Raw genomic sequence first — 23371 nt, forward strand, 5'->3', positions numbered from 1 at the left:
ATCGCCGTTCTTTTTTCATGGCTCCCCGGAAATCCGCGAAGAACCAAAGAAAAGGCTCAACCTTAGGGCGTGGATGCCGATAGAAGCTGTAAGCCTTGCGGAAGGAAACCATGAGAAACAATCAACCCATCACCCAGCGGGAACGCAGTTTCCCCGCCGAGCAGCGCCTGATCTCCACTACGGACAGCAAGGGCGTCATCACCTATGCCAACGATGCGTTCGTCGAGATCAGCGGATACAGCCGCGACGAACTGCTTCGTTCCCCGCACAACCTGGTGCGTCACCCGGACGTTCCCCCCGCCGTATTCGCCCACATGTGGACCACCCTGAAGAAGGGTCGCCCGTGGATGGGAGTCGTGAAGAATCGCTCCAAGAACGGCGACCACTACTGGGTGAATGCTTACGTCACCCCCATATTCGAAGGCAACCAGGTCACTGGCTACGAGTCCGTGCGGATCAGGCCCACCGCCGAACAGGTGCGCCGTGCCGAAGCCCTCTACCAGCGCCTGAACACCGGCAAGGCGGCCATCCCCAGCCGCGACAAGTGGCTGCCGGTCCTCCAGGATTGGCTGCCCTTCATCCTCATCAGCCAGATCGGTTTCCTGATCGGCGCCTGGCTGGACTCCCACTGGGGCTTCGTCCTGGCCGCGCTGGTCTCGGTGCCGCTGGGCCTGGTCGGACTCGCCTGGCAGAACCGCGGCATCAAGCGCCTGTTGCACCTGGCCGAGCAGACCACCTCAGACCCGCTGATCGCTCAGATGTATACCGACAGCCGGGGCGTCCAGGCGCGCCTGGAAATGGCCATGCTCAGCCAGGAAGCCCGCCTGAAGACCTGCCTGACCCGCCTGCAGGACACCGCGGAACACCTCACCCAGCAGGCCCGCCAAGCCGACGCCCTGGCCCACAACAGCTCAGAAGGGCTGGAGCGCCAGCGCGTGGAAACCGAGCAGGTGGCTACCGCGGTGAACCAGATGGCCGCCACCACCCAGGAAGTGGCCAACAATGTGCAGCGCACCGCCGATGCCACCCAGGAAGCCAACCGCCTGACCAGCCAGGGCCGCAACATCGCCGCCGAAACCCGCGAAGCCATCCAGCGCCTCTCGCAATCGGTGGGCGAGACCGGCGAAACAGTCACGCGCCTGGCCCAGGACAGCAACGAAATCGGTGGCGTGGTGGATGTGATCAAAGGCATCGCCGACCAGACCAACCTGTTGGCCCTCAACGCCGCAATCGAGGCCGCACGGGCAGGTGAAATGGGCCGTGGCTTTGCCGTCGTCGCCGACGAAGTGCGCCAGTTGGCCCAGCGCACTGCGGAATCCACCGGACAGATCCACCAATTGATCGCCCAACTGCAGAAAACCGCCGAGGAAGCCGTGCATACCATGGAGAACGGTCGTCGCCAGGCAGATGAGGGCGTCGAGCGCGTGCTCCAGGCGGACCAGGCACTGGTGGGCATCAGCGAAGCGGTGGCCAACATCGCTGACATGGCTGACCAGATCGCCGCTGCCACCGAAGAACAGAGCGCGGTGGCCGAGCAGATCAACCAGAGCATCAGCAGCATCGCGCATCTAGCCGACCAGACCTCGGGAGAGGCCCAGCGCACGGCGTTGCTCAGCGAAGAACTCACCCATACCGCCCAGGGGCAGTACTCCCTGGTGGACAGGTTCAATCGTTGAAGCAAGGAAGAAGGGCGCCAGATGGCGCCCTTCTTCATTTCATGGTTTGCGTATCCCGGACAGGAACGCCGTGATCGCGTCCGCGGCAGTGTCCAGATGCTGTTCATGGGTCAGGCCCGAAGCCTTGAGGGGCTTCAGGTCATGGTCGGCCGCGCCCAACCAGTGCACATCGATGGCATCCGACAGGCTGTATCCCGCCACGGTCAGACGATCACCCATGGGATCACGCTCCCCCTGAAGGATCAGGGTCGGCGTCTTCAGGTCTGCCAGATGCGCGACACGGGGCTTGTCCGCCTTGCCCACGGCATGGAAGGGATAGCCCAGGCAGACCAGTGCATCCACGCCCAAGTCATCGGCCAGCAGACTCGCCATCCGCCCCCCCATGGACTTGCCGCCAATGGCCAGTGGCCCTGTGACCTGCTGTCGCACGAGGGCGTGAATCTCCCGCCAGCAGTTCAGTAACTGGGCCTGGGGATTAGGCGGGCGCCGCCGCCCATCCTCCCGCCGTGCGGCCATGTAGGGAAACTCGAATCGGGCCACCGCAACGCCACGCGCGGCGAGCCTTTGCGCCATGTCATCCATGAACGGGCTGTCCATCGGCGCCCCGGCGCCATGGGCCAGTATGAGAGTGTGCGAAGCCGGGCCATCAGGCCTGTTCCACAAGAGCATTCAGACTTCTCCGTCGATTGTGGGCGATTGATCCAGATCAATAGCCACCAAATGGGCTTTCACCATGCTTGCCGCGCAATCCAAAAACCGTGGACGGAAGCCCATAAATGAGCACAGCAAGCAGTACCGCCTATAACTACAAGGTGGTCCGCCAATTCGCCATCATGACGGTGGTTTGGGGAATAGTCGGGATGGGGCTCGGCGTTCTCATTGCCGCACAATTGGCCTGGCCGGAACTCAACTTCAACCTACCCTGGACGAGCTTCGGCCGACTGCGCCCACTACACACCAACGCAGTGATCTTCGCGTTCGGCGGATGCGCACTCTTCGCCACCAGCTACTACGCGGTGCAGCGCACCTGCCAGACCCGCCTGATCTCCGACAAACTTGCCGCCTTTACCTTCTGGGGCTGGCAGCTGGTGATCGTGCTGGCCGCCATCAGTTTGCCAATGGGCTGGACCAGCTCGAAAGAATACGCCGAGTTGGAATGGCCGATCGACATCCTGATCACCATTGTCTGGGTCAGCTACGCCATCGTCTTCTTCGGAACCGTGGTGAAGCGCAAGACCAAGCATATCTATGTGGGTAACTGGTTCTTCGGTGGATTCATCCTCACCGTGGCCATCCTCCACCTGGTGAACAACCTGGAAATCCCGGTCACCCTGACCAAGTCCTACTCCCTCTACTCCGGTGCCACCGATGCCATGATCCAGTGGTGGTACGGCCACAACGCAGTGGGCTTCTTCCTGACTGCTGGCTTCCTGGGGATGATGTACTACTTCGTGCCCAAGCAGGCCGAGCGCCCGGTGTATTCCTACCGCCTGTCCATCGTGCACTTCTGGGCATTGATCACCCTGTACATCTGGGCCGGTCCACACCACCTGCACTACACCGCCCTGCCGGACTGGGCCCAGTCCCTCGGCATGGTGATGTCCCTGGTACTGCTGGCACCGAGTTGGGGCGGCATGATCAACGGGATGATGACCCTCTCCGGCGCATGGCATAAGTTGCGCGACGATCCGATCCTGCGCTTCCTGGTGGTATCCCTGGCCTTCTACGGCATGTCCACCTTCGAAGGCCCGATGATGGCCATCAAGACCGTCAACGCGCTCTCGCACTACACCGACTGGACCATCGGCCACGTACACGCCGGCGCCCTTGGCTGGGTAGCGATGGTGTCCATCGGCTCGCTGTACCACCTGATCCCGAAGGTGTTCGGTCGCGAGCAGATGTACAGCACCGGCCTGATCAACGCGCACTTCTGGTTGGCCACCATCGGCACCGTTCTCTATATCGCCTCGATGTGGGTCAACGGCATCGCCCAAGGCCTGATGTGGCGCGCTGTCAACGAAGACGGCACCCTCACCTACTCCTTCGTTGAAGCCCTGGAAGCCAGCCATCCCGGCTTCGTGGTGCGGGTGATCGGCGGGGCCATCTTCTTCAGCGGCATGTTCCTCATGGCCTGGAACACCTGGCGCACGGTGAAGGCGTCCGAGCCAGCCGAATACGACGCCGCCGCGCAGATCCCGCAAGGAGCCCACTGATGAAACAGCACGAGAAACTCGAGAAGAACGTCGGTCTCCTGGCGCTGTTCATGGTCCTGGCCGTCAGCATCGGCGGCCTGGTGCAGATCGTGCCGCTGTTCTTCCAGGACGTGACCAACACACCGGTCGACGGCATGAAGCCCTACACCGCCCTGCAACTGGAAGGTCGCGACATCTACATCCGCGAAGGCTGCGTTGGCTGCCACTCGCAAATGATCCGCCCCTTCCGCGCCGAAACCGAGCGGTACGGCCACTACTCCGTCGCCGGCGAAAGCGTCTGGGATCACCCCTTCCTGTGGGGCTCCAAGCGTACCGGTCCGGACCTGGCCCGCGTTGGCGGCCGCTACTCCGACGACTGGCACCGTGCGCACCTGTACAACCCGCGCAACGTCGTGCCGGAGTCGAAGATGCCTGCCTACCCCTGGCTGGTGGAAAACACCCTGGACGGCAAGGACACCGGCGCCAAGCTCCGCGCCATGCAGACCCTCGGCGTGCCCTATAGCGACGAAGACGTCTCTGGCGCTCAGGCTGCGGTCAAGGGCAAGACCGAGATGGACGCTCTGGTCGCCTACCTCCAGGTACTGGGCACCAGCCTGAAGAACAAGAGGTAAGGCCATGGACATCGGAACCCTGCGTGGCATTGGCACCCTGCTGGTGCTGATCGCCACCCTTGGCGTGATCTGCTGGGCCTACAGCGGAAAGCGCAAGGCGAGCTTCGACGAGGCTGCCAACCTGCCCTTCGCCGACGATGACCGGAACGATTCTAGGAGCAATCGCGCATGACCACTTTCTGGAGCTGGTACATCTCCCTGCTCACTATCTTCACGTTGCTGGTGCTGCTGTGGCTGATCTTTGCGACCCGCAAGGGCGAGTCGAAGGGCACCACGGACAAGACCATGGGGCACGCCTTCGACGGCATCGAGGAATATGACAACCCACTGCCCAAGTGGTGGTTCATGCTGTTCGTCGGCACCCTGATCTTCGCAGCCGGCTACCTTGTGCTTTATCCGGGCCTGGGCAACTGGAAAGGCCTGTTCCCCGGTTACGCCGAAGGCTGGACCCAGGAAGGCCAATGGCAACGCGAAGTGAGCAAAGCCGAGCAACAGTACGGACCGATCTTCGCCCGCTACTCCGCCATGTCCATCGAAGAAGTGGCGCGGGACCCGCAAGCCATGAAGATGGGTGGACGCCTGTTCGCCACCTACTGTTCGATCTGCCATGGATCGGATGCCAAGGGCGCCATGGGTTTCCCCAACCTCGCCGACAGCAACTGGCGCTGGGGCGGCGAACCGGAAACCATCAAGACGTCCATCCTCCACGGCAGGATCGCCGCCATGCCGGCGTGGGGCGATGTATTGGGTGACGATGGCGTGAAGAATGTCGCTGCCTATGTGCGTCAGGACGTCGCCGGCCTGAAGCTGCCGGAAGGCACCAAAGCTGACCCGGAAGCCGGCAAGGCACTTTTCGCCACTACCTGCGTCGCCTGTCATGGCATCGAAGGCAAGGGCACTGAGGCCATGGGCGCGCCTGACCTGACTCACCCAGCCGGCTGGATCTACGGGTCGAGCCTCGCCCAACTGCAACAAACCATTCGCCACGGCCGCAACGGCCAGATGCCAGCCCAGCAGGAATACCTGGGCCAGGACAAGGTCCATGTGCTGGCTGCCTACATCTACAGCCTGTCCCGCAAAGACCAGGAGTTGGCGATCAAGTAAGAGAAAAGCTGGGGTGGCGCAAGGACGTGCCGCCCCAACCTGGCAGCCAGGCCCGAAAGCCGAACTGCATGCCGCGCAAGAAGGCGCCCTGAGCCGGGTGCCTGGGACACAGGGAAGTGCCCACCCCTTCTTTTATATAGTGCGACCCAGTGTCGCACCTCTCCGACCAGTAACACTCGCCCTTCTTTGACATCGGCTAAGCTGCTTTCCAGCCGCCACCTGTCACAACTCCAAGGCAATCCCCCCAGTCACGCAACTTACTTGGCGTCGACGACATGTCGAGAACAACCGCCAGCACAGCCGCAAAACCTTGTCCAGTGGGCTTCCCAGCCCGGATTGTGTCGGCTTGTGTCGTTGCAATGGCCACCCTCTTTCTCCATACTTGCCGCCGATTTTTTGTCCCCAAAAAAACTCCATTAACCGTGGAACCCCTAGCATGAGCACAGCAATCAGTCAGACTGCTTATAACTATAAGGTGGTCCGCCAGTTCGCCATTATGACGGTGATCTGGGGGGTCATAGGGATGGGTCTAGGCGTGTTCATCGCCGCACAACTTGTGTGGCCGGAACTCAACCTGAACCTGCCTTGGACTTCGTTCGGCCGCCTGCGTCCCCTGCATACCAACGCGGTGATCTTCGCCTTCGGCGGATGCGCACTGTTCGCCACTTCCTACTATGTGGTGCAGCGCACCTGCCAGGCCCGCCTGGTATCCGATAGTCTGGCCGCCTTCACCTTCTGGGGCTGGCAAGCTGTGATCGTGCTGGCAGTCATCACCCTGCCGCTGGGTTACACCTCCTCCAAGGAATACGCCGAGCTGGAGTGGCCGATCGACATCCTCCTGGGTATCGTCTGGATCACCTACTGCGTCGTCTTCTTCGGAACCATCATCAAGCGCAAGACCAAGCACATCTATGTGGGCAACTGGTTCTTCGGCGCTTTCATCCTGGTCACCGCCATGCTGCACATCGTCAACAGCATGGAAATGCCGGTCTACGCCTTCAAGTCGTACTCCATGTACGCCGGCGCGACCGACGCCATGATCCAGTGGTGGTACGGCCACAACGCCGTGGGCTTCTTCCTGACCACCGGCTTCCTGGGGATGATGTACTACTTCGTGCCGAAGCAGGCCGAGCGTCCGATCTACTCCTATCGCCTGTCCATCGTGCACTTCTGGGCGCTGATCACCCTGTACATCTGGGCCGGTCCGCACCACCTGCACTACACCGCTCTGCCGGACTGGGCCCAGTCCCTCGGCATGGCCATGTCCCTGATCCTGCTGGCTCCGAGCTGGGGTGGCATGATCAACGGCATGATGAGCCTGTCTGGCGCCTGGCATAAGCTGCGTTCCGACCCCATCCTGCGCTTCCTGGTGGTATCCCTGGCCTTCTACGGCATGTCCACCTTCGAAGGCCCGATGATGGCCATCAAGACCGTCAACGCCCTGTCTCACTACACCGACTGGACCATCGGCCACGTACACGCCGGCGCCCTCGGCTGGGTAGCGATGATCTCCATCGGCTCCCTGTATCACCTGATTCCGAAGGTGTTCGCTCGCGAGCAGATGCACAGCGTTGGCCTGATCAACGCCCACTTCTGGTTGGCCACCATCGGTACCGTGCTGTACATCGCCTCCATGTGGGTCAACGGCATCACCCAGGGCCTGATGTGGCGCGCTGTCAACGAAGACGGCACCCTCACCTACTCCTTCGTTGAAGCCCTGGAAGCCAGCCACCCGGGTTTCCTGGTGCGCATGATCGGCGGCGCCTTCTTCCTGACCGGCATGCTGCTGATGGCCTACAACACCTATCGCACCGTACGTGCTGCGAAGCCGGCTGAATACGACGCCGCTGCGCAGATCCCGCAAGGAGCTCACTAATGAAGCAACACGAATTAGTTGAGAAGAACATCGGCCTGCTGGCCCTGTTCATGGTGATTGCCGTGAGCATTGGCGGTCTGGTGCAGATCGTGCCGCTGTTCTTCCAGGACGTCACCAACACCCCGGTGGAAGGCATGAAGCCGCGCACTGCGCTGGAACTCGAAGGCCGCGACATCTACATCCGCGAAGGCTGCGTTGGCTGCCACTCGCAGATGGTCCGTCCGTTCCGCGCTGAAACCGAGCGTTATGGCCACTACTCCGTTGCCGGCGAAAGCGTCTGGGATCACCCCTTCCTGTGGGGCTCCAAGCGTACCGGTCCGGACCTGGCCCGCGTTGGCGGCCGCTACTCCGACGACTGGCACCGTGCGCACCTGTACAACCCGCGCAACGTAGTGCCCGAATCGAAAATGCCCTCTTACCCCTGGTTGGTTGAGAACAAGCTCGACGGCAAGCACACCGCTGACAAGATGGAAGCTCTGCGCAAGCTGGGCGTGCCCTACACCGACGAAGACATCGCCGGCGCCAAGGCGGCAGTCAAAGGCAAGACCGAGATGGACGCGCTGGTCGCGTTCCTGCAAGGCCTGGGCACCTCTATCAAGAACAAACGGTAACGCAAGATGGATATCGGGACTCTCCGCGGCATAGGCACTTTCATCGTATTCGTCGCCTTCATCGGCGTCGTGCTGTGGGCCTACAGCAGCAAGCGCAAAAGCAGCTTCGACGAGGCTGCCAACCTGCCCTTCGCGGATGAGCCGCCCAAATCTTCCGAGCGCGACGAGCAAGATTCTAGGAGTAACAAAGAATGACTTCGTTCTGGAGTTGGTATGTAACCCTGCTCACCAGCGCCACGCTGGTAGCGCTGACCTGGCTGATCTTCGCCACCCGCCGTGGCCAGCGCCAGGAAAGCACCGAAGAAACCGTCGGCCATGCTTTCGACGGTATCGAGGAATATGACAACCCGCTGCCCAAGTGGTGGTTCATGCTGTTCGTCGGCACCCTGATCTTCGCCGTCGGCTACCTGGTCATGTACCCGGGCATGGGCAACTGGAAAGGCATCTTCCCCGGTTACGGCGAAGTAACCGAAGGCAAGCCTTTCGCCAACGGCCAGACCGGCTGGACTGGCGTCCACCAGTGGGAAAAGGAGATGGACAAGGCCGATAAGGAATACGGTCCGATCTTCGCCAAGTACGCTGCCATGCCGATCGAAGAAGTGGCCCAGGACCCGAAAGCCCTGAAAATGGGCGGCCGCATGTTCGCGTCCTACTGCTCCGTATGCCACGGCTCCGACGCCAAAGGCGCCTACGGCTTCCCGAACCTGACCGACCGCGACTGGCGCTGGGGCGGCGAGTCCGCCACCATCAAGACCACCATCATGGGTGGTCGCCATGGCGTGATGCCGGCCTGGGGTGAAGTTGTCGGCGACCAGGGCGTACGCGATGTTGCCGCCTTCCTGCGCGTGACCCTCCACGGTCGCGAACTGCCGAAAGACGTGAAGGCCGATCCGGAAGCCGGTAAAGCCATCTTCGCGGCCAACTGCGTGGCGTGCCACGGTGCGGAAGCCAAGGGCACCCCGGCCATGGGCGCACCGGACCTGACCCATCCGAACGCTTTCATCTACGGCAGCAGCTACGCCCAGCTGCAACAGACCATCCGTTATGGTCGCCAAGGCACCATGCCTGCCCAGGAGCAAGTCCTCGGCAACGACAAGGTGCACCTGCTGGCTGCATACGTTTACAGCCTGTCGCAGAAACCGGCTGCAGAAACTGCATCCAAGTAATACCCTCGCCTGCCATGCGCGACGCACTGTCGCACATGGCAGGCCGCTATCAGGCGTACCATATATAGCGGATAGAAAGACTCAGACCGGCAATGCACTGGTCAGAGCGCCGACAACCGCCGTGGTATGAGAACGATGAGCGAACAGATTCCCGTCAAGAACGTCACCCCTCCCCCGGCCAAGGGCGGTGCAACCACCGACCTGTACGCCAGCCGCGAAAAGATCTACACCCGAGCCTTCACCGGACTGTTTCGCAATCTGCGGATGGCCGGCGGCGCCTTTCTCTTCCTGCTCTACTTCGGCACCGTCTGGCTCAGCTGGAACGATCGCCAGGCCGTTTGGTGGAACCTCCCCGAGCGCAAGTTCTACATCTTCGGCGCCACCTTCTGGCCACAGGATTTCGTCCTTCTCTCCTGGTTGCTGATCATCTGCGCCTTCGGCCTGTTCTTCATTACCGTATTCGCTGGACGCGTCTGGTGCGGCTACACCTGCCCCCAGAGCGTCTGGACCTGGATCTTCATGTGGTGCGAGAAAGTCACCGAGGGTGACCGCAACCAGCGCATGAAGCTCGACAAGGCCCCCATGAGCGGCCAGAAAGCCCTGCGCAAATCCGCCAAACACGGCCTCTGGCTGCTGATCGGCTTCGCCACCGGCATGACCTTCGTCGGCTACTTCACCCCCATCCGCGATCTGGTCATCGACTTCTTTACTGGCGCTTCCAGCGGCTGGGCCTACTTCTGGGTCGCATTCTTCACCCTCGCCACCTATGGCAACGCCGGCTGGCTGCGCGAGCAGGTGTGCATCTACATGTGCCCCTACGCACGCTTCCAGAGCGTGATGTTCGACAAGGACACCCTGATCGTCTCCTATGATCCGCGCCGCGGCGAATCCCGTGGTCCGCGCAAGAAGGGGCTCGACTACAAGGCCCAAGGGCTGGGGGACTGCATCGACTGCACCATGTGTGTCCAGGTCTGCCCCACCGGTATCGATATCCGTGACGGGCTGCAGGTCGAGTGCATCGGCTGCGCCGCCTGCATCGACGCCTGCGACACCATCATGGAAAAGATGAACTACCCGAAAGGGCTGATCAGCTACACGACCGAGCACAACCTGAACGGTCAGAAAACCCATCTGATGCGCCCGCGCCTGATCGGTTACGCTATCGCCCTCGTCGCCATGATCGGCCTTTTCGCCTATGCCGTAGCCATCCGCTCCCTGGTTGAACTGGACGTGATCAAGGACCGCGTATTGTTCCGCGAAAACGAGCAGGGTCGGATCGAGAACGTCTACACCCTGAAGATCATGAACAAGGCCCAGGTCGACCAGACCTTCGTCATCGACGCCGAAGGCCTTGACGGCCTGGTTTACGAAGGCAAGCGCGAAGTCCGCGCCGACGCCGGCGAAGTGCTTTCGGTACCGGTGGAACTGTCCATCGAGCCCGACCAGTTGCCTTCCAGCACCAACAAGATCCTCTTCCGCGTCCACAGCGCGGACGACCCCAGCATCAAGACCGACGCCGACAGCCGCTTCATCGGCCCAAGCGTCCGCTAGCAAACGGAAGACCCATGCAGTCCGATACTCCCAGCCCTTGGTACAAGCAGCCCTGGCCGTGGTTCATCCTCGCCATCCTCGGCACATCGGTGGTGCTCGGCACCACCATGCTGGTGATCGCCACCCGCAACCCGCCGAGCCTGGTCTCCGACAACTATTACGAAGTCGGCAAGGGCATCAACACCTCGCTGGAGCGCGAGAACCTGGCCAAGCAACTTGGCATGCAGGCCAGCTTGCAGCTCGACGAGAGCAGCGGCGAAGTCGCACTGCAGCTCGCGGGAAAAAGCCGTCCGCAGCAACTGGTACTGAGCCTGCTCTCCCCTACCCAGCCGGAGAAGGATCGTCGCGTCGTGCTGCAGCCCCAGGCTGACGGCCAATACCGTGGCCATCTTCAGGACCCGGTCAGCGGACGTCGCTTCGTCGAGTTGATCGGCCAGGAGCAGGGGCAGGATTGGCGTCTGTTCGAGGAAGAAACCCTCGACAAGGGCAGCGTTATCCGCCTCGGCGAATAAGCGCATGAGTGCACCGCTTCCCTGCTACCACTGTGGTTTGCCGGTTCCGGCCGGCAGCCGTTTCGAGGCCCGCGTGCTGGGAGAGACGCGGGCCATGTGCTGTCCGGGATGCCAGGCGGTGGCCGAAGCCATCGTCGCCGGCGGTCTGGAGAGTTACTACCATCACCGCAGCGACACCGCTCCCAATCCCGACGCCCTGCCCCGCGAGCTACCCGATGAGCTGGCCCTCTACGACCGTTCCGAAGTGCAGCAGCCCTTCGTGCAGCACCAGGGGGACCTCAGCGAGACCTGCCTGCTGATCGAAGGCATCAACTGCGCCGCCTGTGGCTGGCTGATCGAGAAGCACCTCAAGGCGCTGGGGGGTGTTGCCGAGGCCAGTCTCAACCTGTCCAACCATCGCCTGCAGGTGCGCTGGTACGACAGCCAGCTGCCACTGAGCCAGTTGCTCAAGGAGCTGCGCAAGATCGGTTACGCCGGCCATCCCTACAAGGCCGACGAGGCTGCCGAACGCCTCGCCAGTGAAAACCGACGCGCCATGCGCCAGCTCGGGGTCGCCGGCCTGCTCTGGATGCAGGTGATGATGGCCGCGATGGCGACTTGGCCGGAATTCAATATCGACCTGTCGCCCGAGCTGGACACCATCCTGCGCTGGGTCAGCCTGTTCCTCACCACGCCCATCGTCTTCTATTGCTGCGGCCAGTTCTTCCGCGGAGCCCTGCGCGATCTGCGCACCCGCCACCTGACCATGGACGTTTCCGTTTCCCTGGCCATCGGCGGTGCCTACGTCGCAGGCATCTGGTCCACGGTGACCGGCGTTGGCGAGCTGTACTTCGACGCCGTCGGCATGTTCGCCCTGTTCCTGCTGGCGGGCCGCTACCTGGAACGCCGCGCTCGGGAGCGCACCGCTGCCGCCACCGCGCAACTGGTCAACCTGCTGCCAGCCTCCTGCCTCCGCCTGGACGATAAAGGTCATAGCGAGCGCATCCTCCTCAGCGAACTGAAGATCGGTGATCGTGTCCTGGTCCCGCCGGGCGCTCTGCTGCCAGCCGATGGCCAGATTCTGTCCGGCCAGTCCAGCGTCGACGAATCCCTGCTCACCGGCGAATACCTGCCCCATCCACGCAGCGAAGGCGACGCCGTAACCGCCGGCACCCTGAACGTCGAAGGCCCGCTCACCATCGCGGTCCAGGCCCTGGGTGACGATACCCGTCTCTCGGCCATCGTCCGCCTGCTGGAGCGCGCCCAGGCGGACAAGCCTCGCCTGGCAGAAGTAGCCGACAAAGTCGCCCAGTGGTTCCTGATCTTCATCCTCGCGGCAGCTGCCATCGTCGGCATCGCCTGGTGGGAGATCGATCCCGATCGCGCCTTCTGGGTCGTGCTTTCCCTGCTGGTGGCCACCTGTCCCTGCGCCCTCGCCCTGGCCACCCCGACCGCCCTCACAACCGCGACGGGGAGCCTGCACAAACTCGGCCTGCTACTGACCCGTGGCCACGTACTGGAGGGTCTGAAGCAGATCGACACGGTGATCTTCGACAAAACCGGCACGCTGACCGAGGGCCGCTTGACCCTGCGCGCCATCCACCCGCTGGGGGCGCTGGATCGCGATACCTGCCTGGGGCTGGCCGCGGCCCTCGAGAACCGTTCGGAACACCCCATCGCCCGTGCTTTCGGTCGAGCCCCGCAAGCAGCCGATCTGGTGGAAAGTGTGCCCGGCCGTGGGTTGGAGGGTCGTGTTGGCGAACGACGCCTGCGTATTGGCCAACCCGGCTTCGTCGCCGAGCTCTGCGGCATGACGGCACCCGATATCCCTGGCGACCAGGGTCAATGGCTACTGCTGGGAGATGAACAGGGGCTCCTGGCCTGGTTCGTCCTCGACGACCGTCTGCGGGACGATGCCCCCGCGCTGCTGGATGCCTGCCGCGCACGGGGCTGGAAGATCCTGCTGCTGTCCGGCGACAGCTCGCCCATGGTGAGCGGCATCGCCCAGCAGCTAGGGATAGACGATGCCCGTGGCGGCCTGACACCGGATGCCAAGCTGGAAGTCCTGCGCCAACTCCATCAGCAGGGCCACAAGGTGCTGATGCTGGGTGACGGGGTCAACGACGTACCAGTCCTGGCCGGAGCGGACATCAGCGTCGCCATGGGCAGCGCCACCGACCTGGCCAAGACCAGCGCGGATGCCGTGCTGCTTTCCAACCGGCTCGACAGCCTGGTGCAGGCATTCGCCCTGGCTCGTCGGACGCGCCGCATCATCGTCGAGAACCTGGCCTGGGCGACCTTGTACAATGGCCTGGTGCTGCCCTTCGCCGCCCTCGGCTGGATCACTCCACTGTGGGCTGCTTTCGGCATGTCGGTCAGCTCGCTGCTGGTGGCGGTAAACGCCCTGCGCCTGGCCCGCACCTGACCCACGAATCTTCAATCGGAGCCCCTGATGCCAGCGCTATACATACTGATCCCGGTCGCCATTGGCCTGGTCGGTTTCGCCATCTGGCTGTTCTTCTGGGCAGTGGACAGCGGCCAGTACGACGATCTCGACGGCCCGGCCCACAGCATCCTCTTCGATGACGAGGACCCCAAGCACCAGGCCGGCATAGCCGAAGCCGAGGGCAGCGAGAAAGACAAAAAGGACGAGCAGGACAAGCCCCGTGGCTGAACTCGCTCCCCTGTTGCTCTCCGCGCTTATCCTCGGCCTGCTGGGTGGCGGTCATTGCCTCGGCATGTGCGGCGGCCTGATGGGCGCTCTCACACTCGCCATTCCGCCTGAACAACGCGCCCGTCGCCTGCGCCTACTGCTGGCCTACAACCTTGGGCGCATCCTCAGTTATACCTTTGCCGGCTTGCTCATCGGCCTGGCCGGGTGGGCCGTTGCCAGCAGCCCGGCAGCCATGGCCCTGCGGATCGTGGCCGCGTTGCTGCTGATTTGCATGGGGCTCTACCTGGCTGGCTGGTGGAGCGGCCTGACGCGTATCGAGGCCTTGGGGCGGGGGCTCTGGCGCCATATCCAGCCGGTAGCACGCAAGCTGCTGCCGGTGTCCAGCCTGCCTCGCGCCTTGTTGCTGGGCGGGCTCTGGGGTTGGCTGCCCTGCGGCCTGGTCTACAGCACCCTGCTCTGGTCCGCCAGCCAGGGATCGGCGGCGGATAGTGCCCTGCTGATGCTGGCCTTCGGCCTCGGTACCCTGCCGGTGCTGATTGCCACGGGCCTCGCTGCCGAGCGACTGACCGCGCTGCTGCGCAAGCGCGGCGTTCGCGTCGCGGGCGGCCTGCTGGTGATCCTCTTCGGTCTCTGGACCCTGCCCGGGCCTCATCAGGCCTGGTTGATGGGCCATGGTGAGCATGGCAGCAGTGCCGCCAGCAGCGAGCACCAGCACGGCACCCACAGCCCTTAAACGGTTTGATACAAATCAAGATGGCCCTGGTGGTGGCCTCATAGACTCCCTGGCACAGACAGCCGAACCGGGGACTCCCGCATGCTCGACAATATTCGCTGGGACGCGGGCCTGATCCGCCGCTATGACACATCAGGACCCCGCTACACCTCCTACCCCACTGCCGTTCAGTTCAACCACAAGGTGGGCTCCTTCGACCTTCTCCATGCCCTGCGCGACAGCCGCAAGGCGCGTCGCCCCCTGTCGCTGTACGTGCACGTGCCGTTCTGCGCGAACATCTGCTACTACTGCGCCTGCAACAAGGTCATCACCAAGGACCGCGGCCGCGCCCTGCCTTACCTTGAGCGCCTGGAGCGGGAAATCGAACTCATCGCGTGCCACCTCGACCCGCAACAGAAGGTCGAGCAACTGCACTTTGGCGGCGGCACACCCACCTTCCTGAGCCATGACGAACTGCGTCGGCTCATGGGCCATCTGCGCAAGCACTTCAACCTGCTGGATGACGACTCCGGCGATTACGGCATCGAGATCGACCCACGCGAAGCCGACTGGTCCACCATGGGCTTGCTCCGCGAACTGGGCTTCAACCGCGTCAGCCTTGGCGTGCAAGACCTCGACCCCGCCGTGCAACGCGCCGTCAACCGCCTGCAAAGCCTTGAAGAGACCCGTGCGATAGTCGAGGCCGCGCGCACCCTGCAGTACCGTTCGCTGAATATCGACCTAATCTATGGCCTGCCCAAGCAGACGCCAGAGAGCTTCGCCCGCACCGTGAACGAAGTGATCGCCCTGCAACCGGATCGGCTCTCGGTATTCAACTACGCCCACCTGCCGGATCGCTTCATGCCGCAACGGCGCATCCGCAGCGAAGACCTGCCCAGCCCCGTACAGAAACTGGAAATGCTGCAGCGCAGCACCGAGCAACTGAGCGCCGCCGGTTATCGCTACATCGGCATGGACCACTTCGCCCTGCCCGACGATGAACTGGCCATCGCCCAGGAAGACGGCCGCCTGCAACGTAATTTCCAGGGCTACACCACCCACGGCCACTGCGACCTGATTGGTCTTGGCGTTTCCGCCATCAGCCAGATTGGCGACCTCTATTGCCAGAACACGGCGCAACTCAACGAGTATCAGGAGGCGTTGGAGCGGAACCTGCTCGCCACCAACCGTGGCTTACTGTGCGACGAAGACGACCGAATCCGTCGAGCAGTGATCCAGCAGCTGATTTGCGATTTCGAGCTGGATTTCGCCAGCATCGAAGCCCGCTTCAACATTGAATTTCGCGGTTATTTCGCGGAAATCTGGCCGCAACTGCAGCAAATGCACCAGGATCGTTTGATCGAGCTCAGCGATAGCCGTATCGACGTACTGCCGGCCGGCCGCCTGCTGGTTCGCTCCCTCTGCATGCTCTTCGACCTTTATCTGGCCGATCACAACCAGCAGCGTTTCTCACGGGTGATTTGAGAGGTCAGGCGTTCAGCAACTTGCCGACTTCCAGCGACTGCTCATCGCTGAGGCCGGCATCGCGAATCGCCTTGGCCAGATTGAGGTTGGCGCTGCTCAACGCGCCTTGCAGGGAAGCCAGTTCGCCGCGCAGCGCTTCCAGGCGCTGCAAGCGGGTCTCCTCGTCCAGGCTCTGATCAGCCGCGATCGCCTCCAGTTCGGCCTGCCGCTCGGCAATCTGAGCCTTGAGCGCGCGGATCAGCTTCAACAACTCCTTGATGCCATCGGGCAGACTGCTCTGATCGATGTCGTCGTTCTTCTGGGCAGCACGCGTCTTGCCCAGTTCGGAAAGGCTGACACGGATTCCCTGACGCATGGCATCGAGGTCTACCGGGGCGTCTTCCTCACGTGCGACCCGTCGCCGCACTGCCTCACCCACGCGATACAGGGGGCTATTGGTCTCCAAGCGCAACATAAGGCCACTCCTTGCCCGAAACTCAGCCCTGTTATCGGCGGCCGTCGAGCAATCTTGAACGGCGAGTCAGCCAGGCTTTTCTGGCCGTTGTCCGCACCCTGCGTTAACCTTACGGGCTATGTGTGTTTGCTCTGCAAGGAATAGCTCATGTCCGAAATCATCAAGGTGCGCAACCTTCCCCAGGCCCACTGCAAGGATTGCAGCCTGGCCGCACTCTGCCTGCCGCTGTCGCTCAACATGGAAGACATGGATTCGCTGGACGAAATCGTCAAGCGCGGCCGTCCTCTGAAGAAAGGTGAGCTCCTGTTCCGACAGGGCGATGCGTTCGGCTCCGTCTTCGCCGTGCGCTCCGGTGCGCTCAAGACCTTTACCGTGACCGACACCGGCGAAGAACAGATCACCGGTTTCCACCTGCCCAGCGAGCTGGTCGGCCTCTCCGGCATGGACACGGAGCTCTACCCGGTTTCCGCCCAGGCACTGGAAACCACGTCGGTGTGCGAAATTCCCTTCGAGCGCCTCGATGAACTCTCGGTCCAGCTGCCACAACTGCGCCGCCAGTTGATGCGTGTGATGAGCCGCGAAATCCGCGACGACCAGCAGATGATGCTGCTGCTATCGAAGAAGACCGCCGACGAACGCATCGCCACCTTCCTGGTCAACCTCTCGGCCCGCTTCCGCGCTCGCGGTTTCTCCGCCAACCAGTTCCGTCTGGCCATGTCACGCAACGAAATCGGCAACTACCTGGGACTGGCGGTCGAAACCGTTTCCCGCGTCTTCACCCGTTTCCAGCAGGCGAACCTGATCTCCGCCGAGGGCAAGGAAGTGCACATCCTCGACCCAATCGAACTCTGCGCCATGGCTGGCGGGACCATCGAAAGCTGATCCTCGAGGGCCCACCATCCGGTTGGGCCCGCCCGTTCCACCCGCCCTCTCCCTCAGGCATCGACGATGATCTTCGACGACTTTTCCATCAAGACCCTGATCCGCCCAGTTCCGGACTTCCCCAAGCCCGGCGTCGTGTTCCGTGACATCACCCCGCTGTTCCAGTCCCCCCGGGCCCTGCGCCTGGTGGCCGACAGCTTCATCCAACGCTACGTCGAAGCCGACTTCAGCCACATCGGTGCGATGGACGCCCGCGGTTTCCTGATCGGTTCGATCATCGCCTACGAACTCAACAAGCCGCTGGTGCTTTTCCGCAAGCAGGGCAAGCTCCCGGCCGACGTGCTTTCCGAGCCCTACCAGACCGAATACGGCGAAGCCTTCCTCGAAGTGCACAGCGACAGCCTGTGCGACGGCGACAAGGTGCTGATCTTCGATGACCTGATCGCCACCGGCGGTACCCTGCTGGCCGCTACCCGTCTGGTACGGCGCATGGGCGCCAGCGTGTTCGAGGCCGCCGCCATCATCGATCTGCCCGAACTAGGCGGCTCCGAGCGCCTCGCCGACGCCGGCATCCCCACCTTCGCCCTTACCGCCTTCGCCCTCGACGAACGCTGATCGGGCATAGGGGCCTGCGCCGCCGGGCCCCAACCGAAGCACAGCCAGCCGTCGCGGGTTACATCGCTTCCGGCTGGCGTTACTCCTCGCCCCACTCCCCGCCGCAATCACCCGCCGAAAGTTGGCGCCCAAGCCCTCGCGCCTGCTCTCTCGATCCTCAATAGTTACATCGACTGATGGCACGGTTGCCGTGCCCACCGATAACAACAAATGGACGGCTCGCAGAGCCCGAGAGGATTCCCGCATGACAGCCAGCGCCAGTGCCCCCCTGCCCAAGGCCAACTTCCCTGTTCGCCGCATGGACTTCAGCTTCGCGTCGACGCAGAAGTACTGGTGGAGTGGCGATCCCTTCATGACGCACTTCATGAACAACCTCTCCTCGCTCTTCCCGTATGGCGAGAAGTTCTTCGTCGACAGCGTGCGCGCCGTGCGTGACCAGGTCAGCGACCCGCAGCTGCAGAAGGACATCAGCGCCTTCATCGGCCAGGAAGCCATGCACTCCAAGGAGCACGCGACCTACAACGACTACGCCGCCGAGCACGGCATCGACCTGGAGAAGCTGGAACTGCGCATCAAGGTGCTGCTGGAGTGGGTCACCCGCATCACTACCCGGAAGCAGCGCCTGGCCGCCACCTGTGCCCTGGAGCACTTCACCGCCACCATGGCCGAGCAACTGCTGCGTCGGGAAGACATCAACACCCAGATGGACGACCCGAAGATGTACAAGCTGTGGATGTGGCACGCCATCGAGGAAAACGAGCACAAGGCGGTGTGCTACGACGCCTATAACGCGATCGGCGGCGGCTACCTGATCCGTACCATCACCATGGCACTGACCACCTTCCTGTTCTTCGGCGTGATCATGACCTTCCAGGTCCACCTGATGCGCAAGGATGGTCAGCTGTTCAACTGGCGCAGCTGGGCCCGTGGCCTGAAGACCCTCCTGGGCCCGCGCAACGGCTACTTCCCGAAGATGATCAAGCCTTACCTGGATTACTACCGTCCCGGATTCCACCCGCTTGACCACGAAACCAAGGCACTGGAAACGCGCTGGAAGGAGCGCCTGGGCTTCAACGGCTGATCTCCCGTAGAGGCGCCCTATGCACTTGTAGGGGCGAATTCATTCGCCAAGGGCAACAACGTTGCCCCCTCGAATCCATCAGGGCGGGCCAATGGCCCGCTTGGCGAATGAATTCGCCCCTACACCCCCTCCTCGAAATACTCCGCAAAGAACCCGTCCAGCTCCCCTTCGTAGCTATCCAGCGAATACAGGGTGTCGGCTGCAAGCAGGTCCAGCAGGATCAACCCGTTTAGACTGGAATCCTCCTCCGCGGCGGCGCGCAGGCGCCCGGCCATGCCCAGATTGACCAGTCGCAGGTTGCGGTACTGCTCGCGCAAACCGTCCATGTCCCAGTCCGGTTCCAGGCCGCGCTGCCTGCGCAGGTGCTGGCCCAGCAAATAGGTGCCCAGGGCGCGATAAAGCGTCTCCGCCGAATTGCTGAACGGCCAGTGGAACCAGGCCATCGCCCGCAACATGCGCGTGTGCGGACAACCGCTGGTCGCCCCGAGCAGCCCGAGCAGCGAGCCGAGCGCACGTTGCAAGGTGGTCTGCTGGCGAATTTCCCGTCCCCGCCAGAACACGGTCACCCGCACTTCCTCGTAAGACGGTGAATGCGCCAGCACCGCGACCGGCTGCGCCAACGCCTTCGCGAAGGGGCAGTGCTGCACCTCAGTCACCCTCAGCGGGCAATGGCTGCACTGCCGGAAGCCCAGCCGCGCCCACTCCGGCAGGTTGTCCGAGCTCGCGCCCTGGCCCGCCAGGTCCACCTCATGCACCCACAGGCGGCCGTCGGGGAAACCGATCTCGTAGCGAACCTGTGCCTCAGCCCTTGGCTCCAGCCCCATGGTCTAACCTTGCTTTCCAGTTGAAAGGATTCCCTGGCGCCATCAAAGCGCAATCACCGACAGGATTCAGACGCCTGAAATCTGTCATACACTTCGTACAACAAAGTCGGACAAGCGAAAGAATTCAACCCTGCCAACCGTTCCACAGCGAAAAAAGCGGGCGACATCATGGAAAGCAGCCCTTTTGACCTTGCCGGAGCCCTGGTTGAACAGATCGAGGTGGGTGTCATCATCCTCGACCAGGAGCTGCGCATCCTTCACTGGAACGAATTCGTCAGCCAGCGCAGCGGAAAAGTCCTGGCCCAGGCCCTGCGACAACCGCTGACCACTGTCTTCCCGGAAACAGAAACGCCGCGCCTCGGCAAGATGGTGGCCAGAGCCCGCGACCAGGGCCTGCACGCCTACACCCATTGGCGCGAAGATCCCTACCTGATCCAGCTCCCCTACAGCCCTGAAGGCCAGGTCACTCCGCTGCGCCTGCAGAGCACCCTGCTGTTTCCCTTCGACTACGGCGGCGAACGCTGCCTGGGCCTGCTGCTCTACGACACCACTGAATTCGCCCGCTCCAACGAACAGCTGGCCGCCGCCCTCAATGCCTTGGGCAGCAAGCAGCTGGAACAGGAGCAATTGGTGCACAAGCTGGAAAAGGCCAACGCCCAGTTGCTGCAGTCAGAGAAGCTCGCCGCCATCGGCCAGTTGGCCGCCGGCGTAGCCCATGAGATCAACAACCCGATCGGCTACGTGTTTTCCAACCTCAAGACCCTCACCGGCTACGTCAACGACCTGTTGCGCATCGTCGACGCAGTGGACGGCGTCGGTAGCCTGGAAGAGCTCCAGCAGCTCAAGCGCAGCCTGGAATACGACTACATCCGCAACGACGTCGAAGCCCTGATCCACGAATCCGAGGACGGCATCGAGCGGGTCAAGAAAATCATCACCGCCCTCAAGGACTTCTCCCACATCGAAGAGGAGGCGTTCCGCGCCGCCGACCTGCACAAGGGCTTCGACAGCACCCTCAACCTGGTCAACAACGAACTCAAGTACAAGGCCAAAGTGATGCGCGATTACGGCGAACTGCCGCTGGTGGAATGCATTCCTTCGCAGATCAACCAGGTGGTGATGAACCTCCTGATCAACGCCGCCCACGCCATCGAGGGCTTCGGTCGTATCACCCTGCGCAGCGGCCAGCAGGGCGACTGGGTCTGGCTGGAAGTGGAAGACGACGGCAAGGGCATCGACCCGGCCATTCTCAACCGCATCTACGAGCCCTTCTTCACCACCAAGCCGGTGGGTAAAGGCACCGGACTGGGCCTCGCGCTTTCCTACAACATCGTGCAGAAACACAACGGCCGCATCGAAGTGGTGAGCCAGCCCGGCCACGGCACGCGCTTCCGCGTCTGGCTGCCCCGGCAGCAACCCCAGCCCGGCGGGGTGCAGGCATGAGTGAAGCCCAGCGCCGCCCCACCCTGCTACTGGTGGATGACGAGGAACACATCCTCAGCGCCCTGCGTCGCGTCCTGCGAGGCGAACCCTACGAGCTGCTCACCGCCAACGGCGGCATGGAGGCCCTCGGCCTGCTGGCGGCGAACGAGGTCGACCTGGTGGTTTCCGATGCCCGCATGCCCGGACTCGATGGGCCCGCCCTGCTTGCAGAAATACAGAAGCGCTGGCCGGGCACGCTGCGACTGATGCTCACCGGCGCCACCGATCTGGACACGAGCATTCGCGCCATCAACCAGGGACAGATCTACCGCTACCTCGGCAAACCCTGGAATGACGACGAGCTGCGCTTCACCCTGCGCCAGGCCCTCGCCCACCAGCATGCCGAACGCGAGCACCAGCGCCTGGAAAGCCTCACCCTGGAACAGAACCAGCGCCTGCAGGAACTCAACGCCAGCCTGGAGCAGCGGGTCCGCGACCGTACCGCCGAGTTGCAGCAGACCGCCGACATGCTCGACCTGGCCTATGACGAACTGCGGCGCAGCTACGTGACCGCCACGGAAGTCTTCTCCTCCCTGCTCACCCAGCGCCTGCCCGGCGACAAGCAATGCAACGCCCAGGTCATCGCCCTGGTGCGCGCCTTCGCCAACGAGCATCAGCTACCGGAGGCGGATACCCGCGACCTGGCCATGGCCGCCGCCCTCTACAACCTCGGCAAGCTGACCTGGGACGACCACCTGCTCAACCGGCCCAGCGACCTGTTGCACCGCGAGGAGCGGGAGCGCTACTGCCGCTACCCGCAGCTGGGTGAAAGCCTGCTCATGGCGCTGGAGCCACTGCACGACGCCGGTCGGCTGATCCGCCACCACCAGGAGCGCTGGAACGGCACCGGTTTCCCGGATCAACTGCACGGCGAAGACATTCCCTACGGTGCCCGCCTGCTCAAGTTGGCGGTGGATTTCGTCGAGCTGCAACGCGGGCTGGTGCTGCAGCGCCCGTTGCCCCGGCCGGAAGCCCTGCAACTACTCGCCCGATACGCCGGACGCCTCTACGACCCGACGCTCTGCCGGCAATTCATCGACTTCTGCACGCTTCATGCGCCGGACCTGCTGGAGGCCGATCCCGGCATCCTCGCGGTCGACACGCGCCGCCTGGAACCCGGCATGGTGCTGGCCCGCAACCTCCAGGCCGACAGCGGCATGCTGCTGCTCAATGCGGGCAAACAGCTCAGCCGCGCCCTGATCGACAAGCTCATCGCCTTCGAGGCCAGCGAAGGCACGCGCTACACCCTTCACGTCCGCCTGCCGGAAGCAGACGCGACCCCGGCAAAGGAGCAGCCACGATGATCAAGATCCAGTTGGTGGACGACGAACCGCATATCCTCAGCGCCCTGCAACGCCTGTTGCGACCGCAGGGCTGGGTCCTGCACGCTTTCGACAATCCCGAAACCGCATTGTCGGCGCTGGCCGAACACCAGTACGCCGCCATCATCTGCGACCTCAACATGCCGCAACTGGACGGACTGACCTACCTGCAGTTCGCCCGCCAGCGCCAGCCCCATGCCCTGCGCATGCTGCTCAGCGCCCATGGCGACCGCACCACGCTGATGCAGGCGATCAACCGTGCCGAGGTCTATCGCTTCCTCTCCAAGCCCTGGGAGAACTACGACATCGAAAGCGCCCTGCAAGCCGCCGTCGACCTCTTCCTGCTGCGCGACGAGAACCGCCGCCTGCTGGAACAGGTTCGCGGCCAGCAGGACACCCTCGAACGCCAGCACCGCGAGCTGCTGCGTCTGGAAAGCGAGCACCCCGGGCTGACGCGTGTGCGCCGTGACGCCGATGGCGCCGTGCTGCTCGAGGACTACGACCTGGATGACTGAGTCTGGTCAGCCAGTACCGCCCCGCC

General features: G+C 63.0%; 24 protein-coding genes. 21 read left to right on the plus strand and 3 right to left on the minus strand.

Annotated features, from left to right (window positions below):
- Positions 1 to 110 precede the first annotated feature (110 nt).
- Positions 111 to 1676, plus strand: a complete 1566-nt coding sequence (locus tag MnOB_RS07245) for a methyl-accepting chemotaxis protein (RefSeq protein ID WP_077523514.1) — start codon at positions 111 to 113, stop codon at positions 1674 to 1676.
- 39 nt (positions 1677 to 1715) lie between these two features.
- Here MnOB_RS07245 and MnOB_RS07250 read toward each other — a convergent pair whose 3' ends face one another.
- Positions 1716 to 2345: an alpha/beta family hydrolase gene (locus MnOB_RS07250; RefSeq protein ID WP_077523516.1), complete on the minus strand. Its 630-nt coding sequence runs from the start codon at positions 2343 to 2345 to the stop codon at positions 1716 to 1718.
- A gap of 107 nt (positions 2346 to 2452) precedes the next feature.
- Between MnOB_RS07250 and ccoN (MnOB_RS07255) the strand changes: the two genes are divergently transcribed.
- From ccoN (MnOB_RS07255) to hemN, 14 genes are all read left to right on the plus strand, one after another.
- The gene (ccoN, locus tag MnOB_RS07255) at positions 2453 to 3889 is read left to right on the plus strand and encodes a cytochrome-c oxidase, cbb3-type subunit I (RefSeq protein ID WP_077523518.1); all 1437 of its coding nucleotides are present in this window, start codon (positions 2453 to 2455) and stop codon (positions 3887 to 3889) included.
- Positions 3889 to 4500, plus strand: coding sequence for a cytochrome-c oxidase, cbb3-type subunit II (ccoO, locus tag MnOB_RS07260; RefSeq protein WP_077523520.1), 612 nt, complete (start codon positions 3889 to 3891; stop codon positions 4498 to 4500). Before ccoN (MnOB_RS07255) ends, ccoO (MnOB_RS07260) begins: the two co-directional genes overlap by 1 nt.
- Positions 4501 to 4504: 4 nt before the next feature.
- Positions 4505 to 4672 carry a cbb3-type cytochrome oxidase subunit 3 gene (locus MnOB_RS07265; RefSeq protein WP_077523522.1) on the plus strand — a complete coding sequence of 56 codons (168 nt, stop codon included), beginning with the start codon at positions 4505 to 4507 and terminating at the stop codon, positions 4670 to 4672.
- A complete protein-coding gene (gene ccoP / locus MnOB_RS07270; protein WP_077523524.1) occupies positions 4669 to 5604 on the plus strand; it encodes a cytochrome-c oxidase, cbb3-type subunit III in 936 nt (311 codons plus the stop codon). The genes MnOB_RS07265 and ccoP (MnOB_RS07270) overlap by 4 nt, the downstream gene beginning before the upstream one ends.
- 436 nt (positions 5605 to 6040) lie before the next feature.
- Positions 6041 to 7480, plus strand: a complete 1440-nt coding sequence (ccoN, locus tag MnOB_RS07275; protein ID WP_077523526.1) for a cytochrome-c oxidase, cbb3-type subunit I — start codon at positions 6041 to 6043, stop codon at positions 7478 to 7480.
- Positions 7480 to 8091, plus strand: coding sequence for a cytochrome-c oxidase, cbb3-type subunit II (ccoO, locus tag MnOB_RS07280; protein ID WP_077523529.1), 612 nt, complete (start codon positions 7480 to 7482; stop codon positions 8089 to 8091). Before ccoN (MnOB_RS07275) ends, ccoO (MnOB_RS07280) begins: the two co-directional genes overlap by 1 nt.
- Positions 8092 to 8097: 6 nt before the next feature.
- Positions 8098 to 8286, plus strand: a complete 189-nt coding sequence (locus MnOB_RS07285) for a cbb3-type cytochrome oxidase subunit 3 (RefSeq protein ID WP_077523531.1) — start codon at positions 8098 to 8100, stop codon at positions 8284 to 8286.
- Positions 8283 to 9257 (plus strand): cytochrome-c oxidase, cbb3-type subunit III, encoded by a 975-nt coding sequence (gene ccoP, locus MnOB_RS07290; protein ID WP_077523533.1) that lies wholly within the window; start codon positions 8283 to 8285, stop codon positions 9255 to 9257. The genes MnOB_RS07285 and ccoP (MnOB_RS07290) overlap by 4 nt, the downstream gene beginning before the upstream one ends.
- 135 nt (positions 9258 to 9392) lie before the next feature.
- The gene (gene ccoG / locus MnOB_RS07295; protein ID WP_077523535.1) at positions 9393 to 10808 is read left to right on the plus strand and encodes a cytochrome c oxidase accessory protein CcoG; all 1416 of its coding nucleotides are present in this window, start codon (positions 9393 to 9395) and stop codon (positions 10806 to 10808) included.
- A 14-nt stretch (positions 10809 to 10822) separates the two neighbouring features.
- Complete coding sequence (locus MnOB_RS07300) at positions 10823 to 11320, plus strand: FixH family protein (RefSeq protein ID WP_077523537.1); 498 nt, start codon at positions 10823 to 10825, stop codon at positions 11318 to 11320.
- Positions 11321 to 11324: 4 nt separating this feature from the next.
- Positions 11325 to 13724, plus strand: coding sequence for a heavy metal translocating P-type ATPase (locus MnOB_RS07305; protein ID WP_077523539.1), 2400 nt, complete (start codon positions 11325 to 11327; stop codon positions 13722 to 13724).
- A gap of 27 nt (positions 13725 to 13751) precedes the next feature.
- Entirely contained in the window at positions 13752 to 13973 is a 222-nt protein-coding gene (ccoS, locus tag MnOB_RS07310) for a cbb3-type cytochrome oxidase assembly protein CcoS (protein WP_077523541.1), read from the plus strand.
- Complete coding sequence (locus tag MnOB_RS07315) at positions 13966 to 14706, plus strand: sulfite exporter TauE/SafE family protein (protein ID WP_077523543.1); 741 nt, start codon at positions 13966 to 13968, stop codon at positions 14704 to 14706. The genes ccoS and MnOB_RS07315 overlap by 8 nt, the downstream gene beginning before the upstream one ends.
- An 81-nt stretch (positions 14707 to 14787) precedes the next feature.
- Complete coding sequence (hemN, locus tag MnOB_RS07320) at positions 14788 to 16170, plus strand: oxygen-independent coproporphyrinogen III oxidase (RefSeq protein ID WP_077523545.1); 1383 nt, start codon at positions 14788 to 14790, stop codon at positions 16168 to 16170.
- Positions 16171 to 16174: 4 nt separating this feature from the next.
- On the opposite strand, the gene MnOB_RS07325 is transcribed toward hemN, so the two are convergent.
- On the minus strand, positions 16175 to 16624 hold the full coding sequence (locus MnOB_RS07325; protein ID WP_234358213.1) for a hypothetical protein: 450 nt from the start codon (positions 16622 to 16624) through the stop codon (positions 16175 to 16177).
- 147 nt (positions 16625 to 16771) lie between these two features.
- Here MnOB_RS07325 and fnr point away from each other — a divergent pair, with 147 nt between their 5' ends.
- The 3 genes from fnr (at position 16772) to MnOB_RS07340 (ending at position 19202) form a co-directional block, all read left to right on the plus strand.
- The gene (gene fnr / locus MnOB_RS07330; RefSeq protein WP_077523547.1) at positions 16772 to 17506 is read left to right on the plus strand and encodes a fumarate/nitrate reduction transcriptional regulator Fnr; all 735 of its coding nucleotides are present in this window, start codon (positions 16772 to 16774) and stop codon (positions 17504 to 17506) included.
- A 66-nt stretch (positions 17507 to 17572) separates the two neighbouring features.
- Positions 17573 to 18121 carry an adenine phosphoribosyltransferase gene (locus MnOB_RS07335; protein ID WP_028630914.1) on the plus strand — a complete coding sequence of 183 codons (549 nt, stop codon included), beginning with the start codon at positions 17573 to 17575 and terminating at the stop codon, positions 18119 to 18121.
- Between the two features lie 244 nt (positions 18122 to 18365).
- On the plus strand, positions 18366 to 19202 hold the full coding sequence (locus MnOB_RS07340; RefSeq protein ID WP_077523549.1) for a metal-dependent hydrolase: 837 nt from the start codon (positions 18366 to 18368) through the stop codon (positions 19200 to 19202).
- 119 nt (positions 19203 to 19321) lie between these two features.
- On the opposite strand, the gene MnOB_RS07345 is transcribed toward MnOB_RS07340, so the two are convergent.
- Positions 19322 to 20026 carry a DUF6901 family protein gene (locus tag MnOB_RS07345; RefSeq protein ID WP_077523551.1) on the minus strand — a complete coding sequence of 235 codons (705 nt, stop codon included), beginning with the start codon at positions 20024 to 20026 and terminating at the stop codon, positions 19322 to 19324.
- A 168-nt stretch (positions 20027 to 20194) separates the two neighbouring features.
- On the opposite strand from MnOB_RS07345, the gene MnOB_RS07350 reads away from it, so the two are divergent.
- From MnOB_RS07350 to MnOB_RS07360, 3 genes are read left to right on the plus strand one after another with little or no spacing between them, the layout of a single operon-like run.
- Entirely contained in the window at positions 20195 to 21469 is a 1275-nt protein-coding gene (locus MnOB_RS07350) for an ATP-binding protein (RefSeq protein WP_077523553.1), read from the plus strand.
- Positions 21466 to 22812 carry a response regulator c-di-GMP phosphodiesterase, NosR family gene (gene nosR / locus MnOB_RS07355; protein WP_077523555.1) on the plus strand — a complete coding sequence of 449 codons (1347 nt, stop codon included), beginning with the start codon at positions 21466 to 21468 and terminating at the stop codon, positions 22810 to 22812. The genes MnOB_RS07350 and nosR overlap by 4 nt, the downstream gene beginning before the upstream one ends.
- The gene (locus MnOB_RS07360) at positions 22809 to 23345 is read left to right on the plus strand and encodes a response regulator (protein WP_077523557.1); all 537 of its coding nucleotides are present in this window, start codon (positions 22809 to 22811) and stop codon (positions 23343 to 23345) included. The genes nosR and MnOB_RS07360 overlap by 4 nt, the downstream gene beginning before the upstream one ends.
- Positions 23346 to 23371 lie beyond the last annotated feature (26 nt).

It is taken from the genome of Metapseudomonas resinovorans (assembly GCF_002003485.1).
Taxonomy (GTDB): Bacteria; Pseudomonadota; Gammaproteobacteria; order Pseudomonadales; family Pseudomonadaceae; genus Metapseudomonas; species Metapseudomonas resinovorans_D.

Coding starts and splice junctions, on each gene's coding strand:
- MnOB_RS07350 (WP_077523553.1), top strand. CDS start 20,195: ATGGAAAGCAGCCCTTTTGACCTTGCCGGAGCCCTGGTTGAACAGATC.
- ccoP (WP_077523533.1), top strand. CDS start 8,283: ATGACTTCGTTCTGGAGTTGGTATGTAACCCTGCTCACCAGCGCCACG.
- MnOB_RS07285 (WP_077523531.1), top strand. CDS start 8,098: ATGGATATCGGGACTCTCCGCGGCATAGGCACTTTCATCGTATTCGTC.
- ccoP (WP_077523524.1), top strand. CDS start 4,669: ATGACCACTTTCTGGAGCTGGTACATCTCCCTGCTCACTATCTTCACG.
- ccoS (WP_077523541.1), top strand. CDS start 13,752: ATGCCAGCGCTATACATACTGATCCCGGTCGCCATTGGCCTGGTCGGT.
- ccoO (WP_077523520.1), top strand. CDS start 3,889: ATGAAACAGCACGAGAAACTCGAGAAGAACGTCGGTCTCCTGGCGCTG.
- MnOB_RS07245 (WP_077523514.1), top strand. CDS start 111: ATGAGAAACAATCAACCCATCACCCAGCGGGAACGCAGTTTCCCCGCC.
- ccoN (WP_077523526.1), top strand. CDS start 6,041: ATGAGCACAGCAATCAGTCAGACTGCTTATAACTATAAGGTGGTCCGC.
- fnr (WP_077523547.1), top strand. CDS start 16,772: ATGTCCGAAATCATCAAGGTGCGCAACCTTCCCCAGGCCCACTGCAAG.
- MnOB_RS07325 (WP_234358213.1), bottom strand. CDS start 16,624: ATGTTGCGCTTGGAGACCAATAGCCCCCTGTATCGCGTGGGTGAGGCA.
- nosR (WP_077523555.1), top strand. CDS start 21,466: ATGAGTGAAGCCCAGCGCCGCCCCACCCTGCTACTGGTGGATGACGAG.
- ccoN (WP_077523518.1), top strand. CDS start 2,453: ATGAGCACAGCAAGCAGTACCGCCTATAACTACAAGGTGGTCCGCCAA.
- MnOB_RS07300 (WP_077523537.1), top strand. CDS start 10,823: ATGCAGTCCGATACTCCCAGCCCTTGGTACAAGCAGCCCTGGCCGTGG.
- MnOB_RS07250 (WP_077523516.1), bottom strand. CDS start 2,345: ATGCTCTTGTGGAACAGGCCTGATGGCCCGGCTTCGCACACTCTCATA.
- MnOB_RS07265 (WP_077523522.1), top strand. CDS start 4,505: ATGGACATCGGAACCCTGCGTGGCATTGGCACCCTGCTGGTGCTGATC.
- MnOB_RS07335 (WP_028630914.1), top strand. CDS start 17,573: ATGATCTTCGACGACTTTTCCATCAAGACCCTGATCCGCCCAGTTCCG.
- ccoG (WP_077523535.1), top strand. CDS start 9,393: ATGAGCGAACAGATTCCCGTCAAGAACGTCACCCCTCCCCCGGCCAAG.
- ccoO (WP_077523529.1), top strand. CDS start 7,480: ATGAAGCAACACGAATTAGTTGAGAAGAACATCGGCCTGCTGGCCCTG.
- MnOB_RS07305 (WP_077523539.1), top strand. CDS start 11,325: ATGAGTGCACCGCTTCCCTGCTACCACTGTGGTTTGCCGGTTCCGGCC.
- MnOB_RS07360 (WP_077523557.1), top strand. CDS start 22,809: ATGATCAAGATCCAGTTGGTGGACGACGAACCGCATATCCTCAGCGCC.
- hemN (WP_077523545.1), top strand. CDS start 14,788: ATGCTCGACAATATTCGCTGGGACGCGGGCCTGATCCGCCGCTATGAC.
- MnOB_RS07340 (WP_077523549.1), top strand. CDS start 18,366: ATGACAGCCAGCGCCAGTGCCCCCCTGCCCAAGGCCAACTTCCCTGTT.
- MnOB_RS07345 (WP_077523551.1), bottom strand. CDS start 20,026: ATGGGGCTGGAGCCAAGGGCTGAGGCACAGGTTCGCTACGAGATCGGT.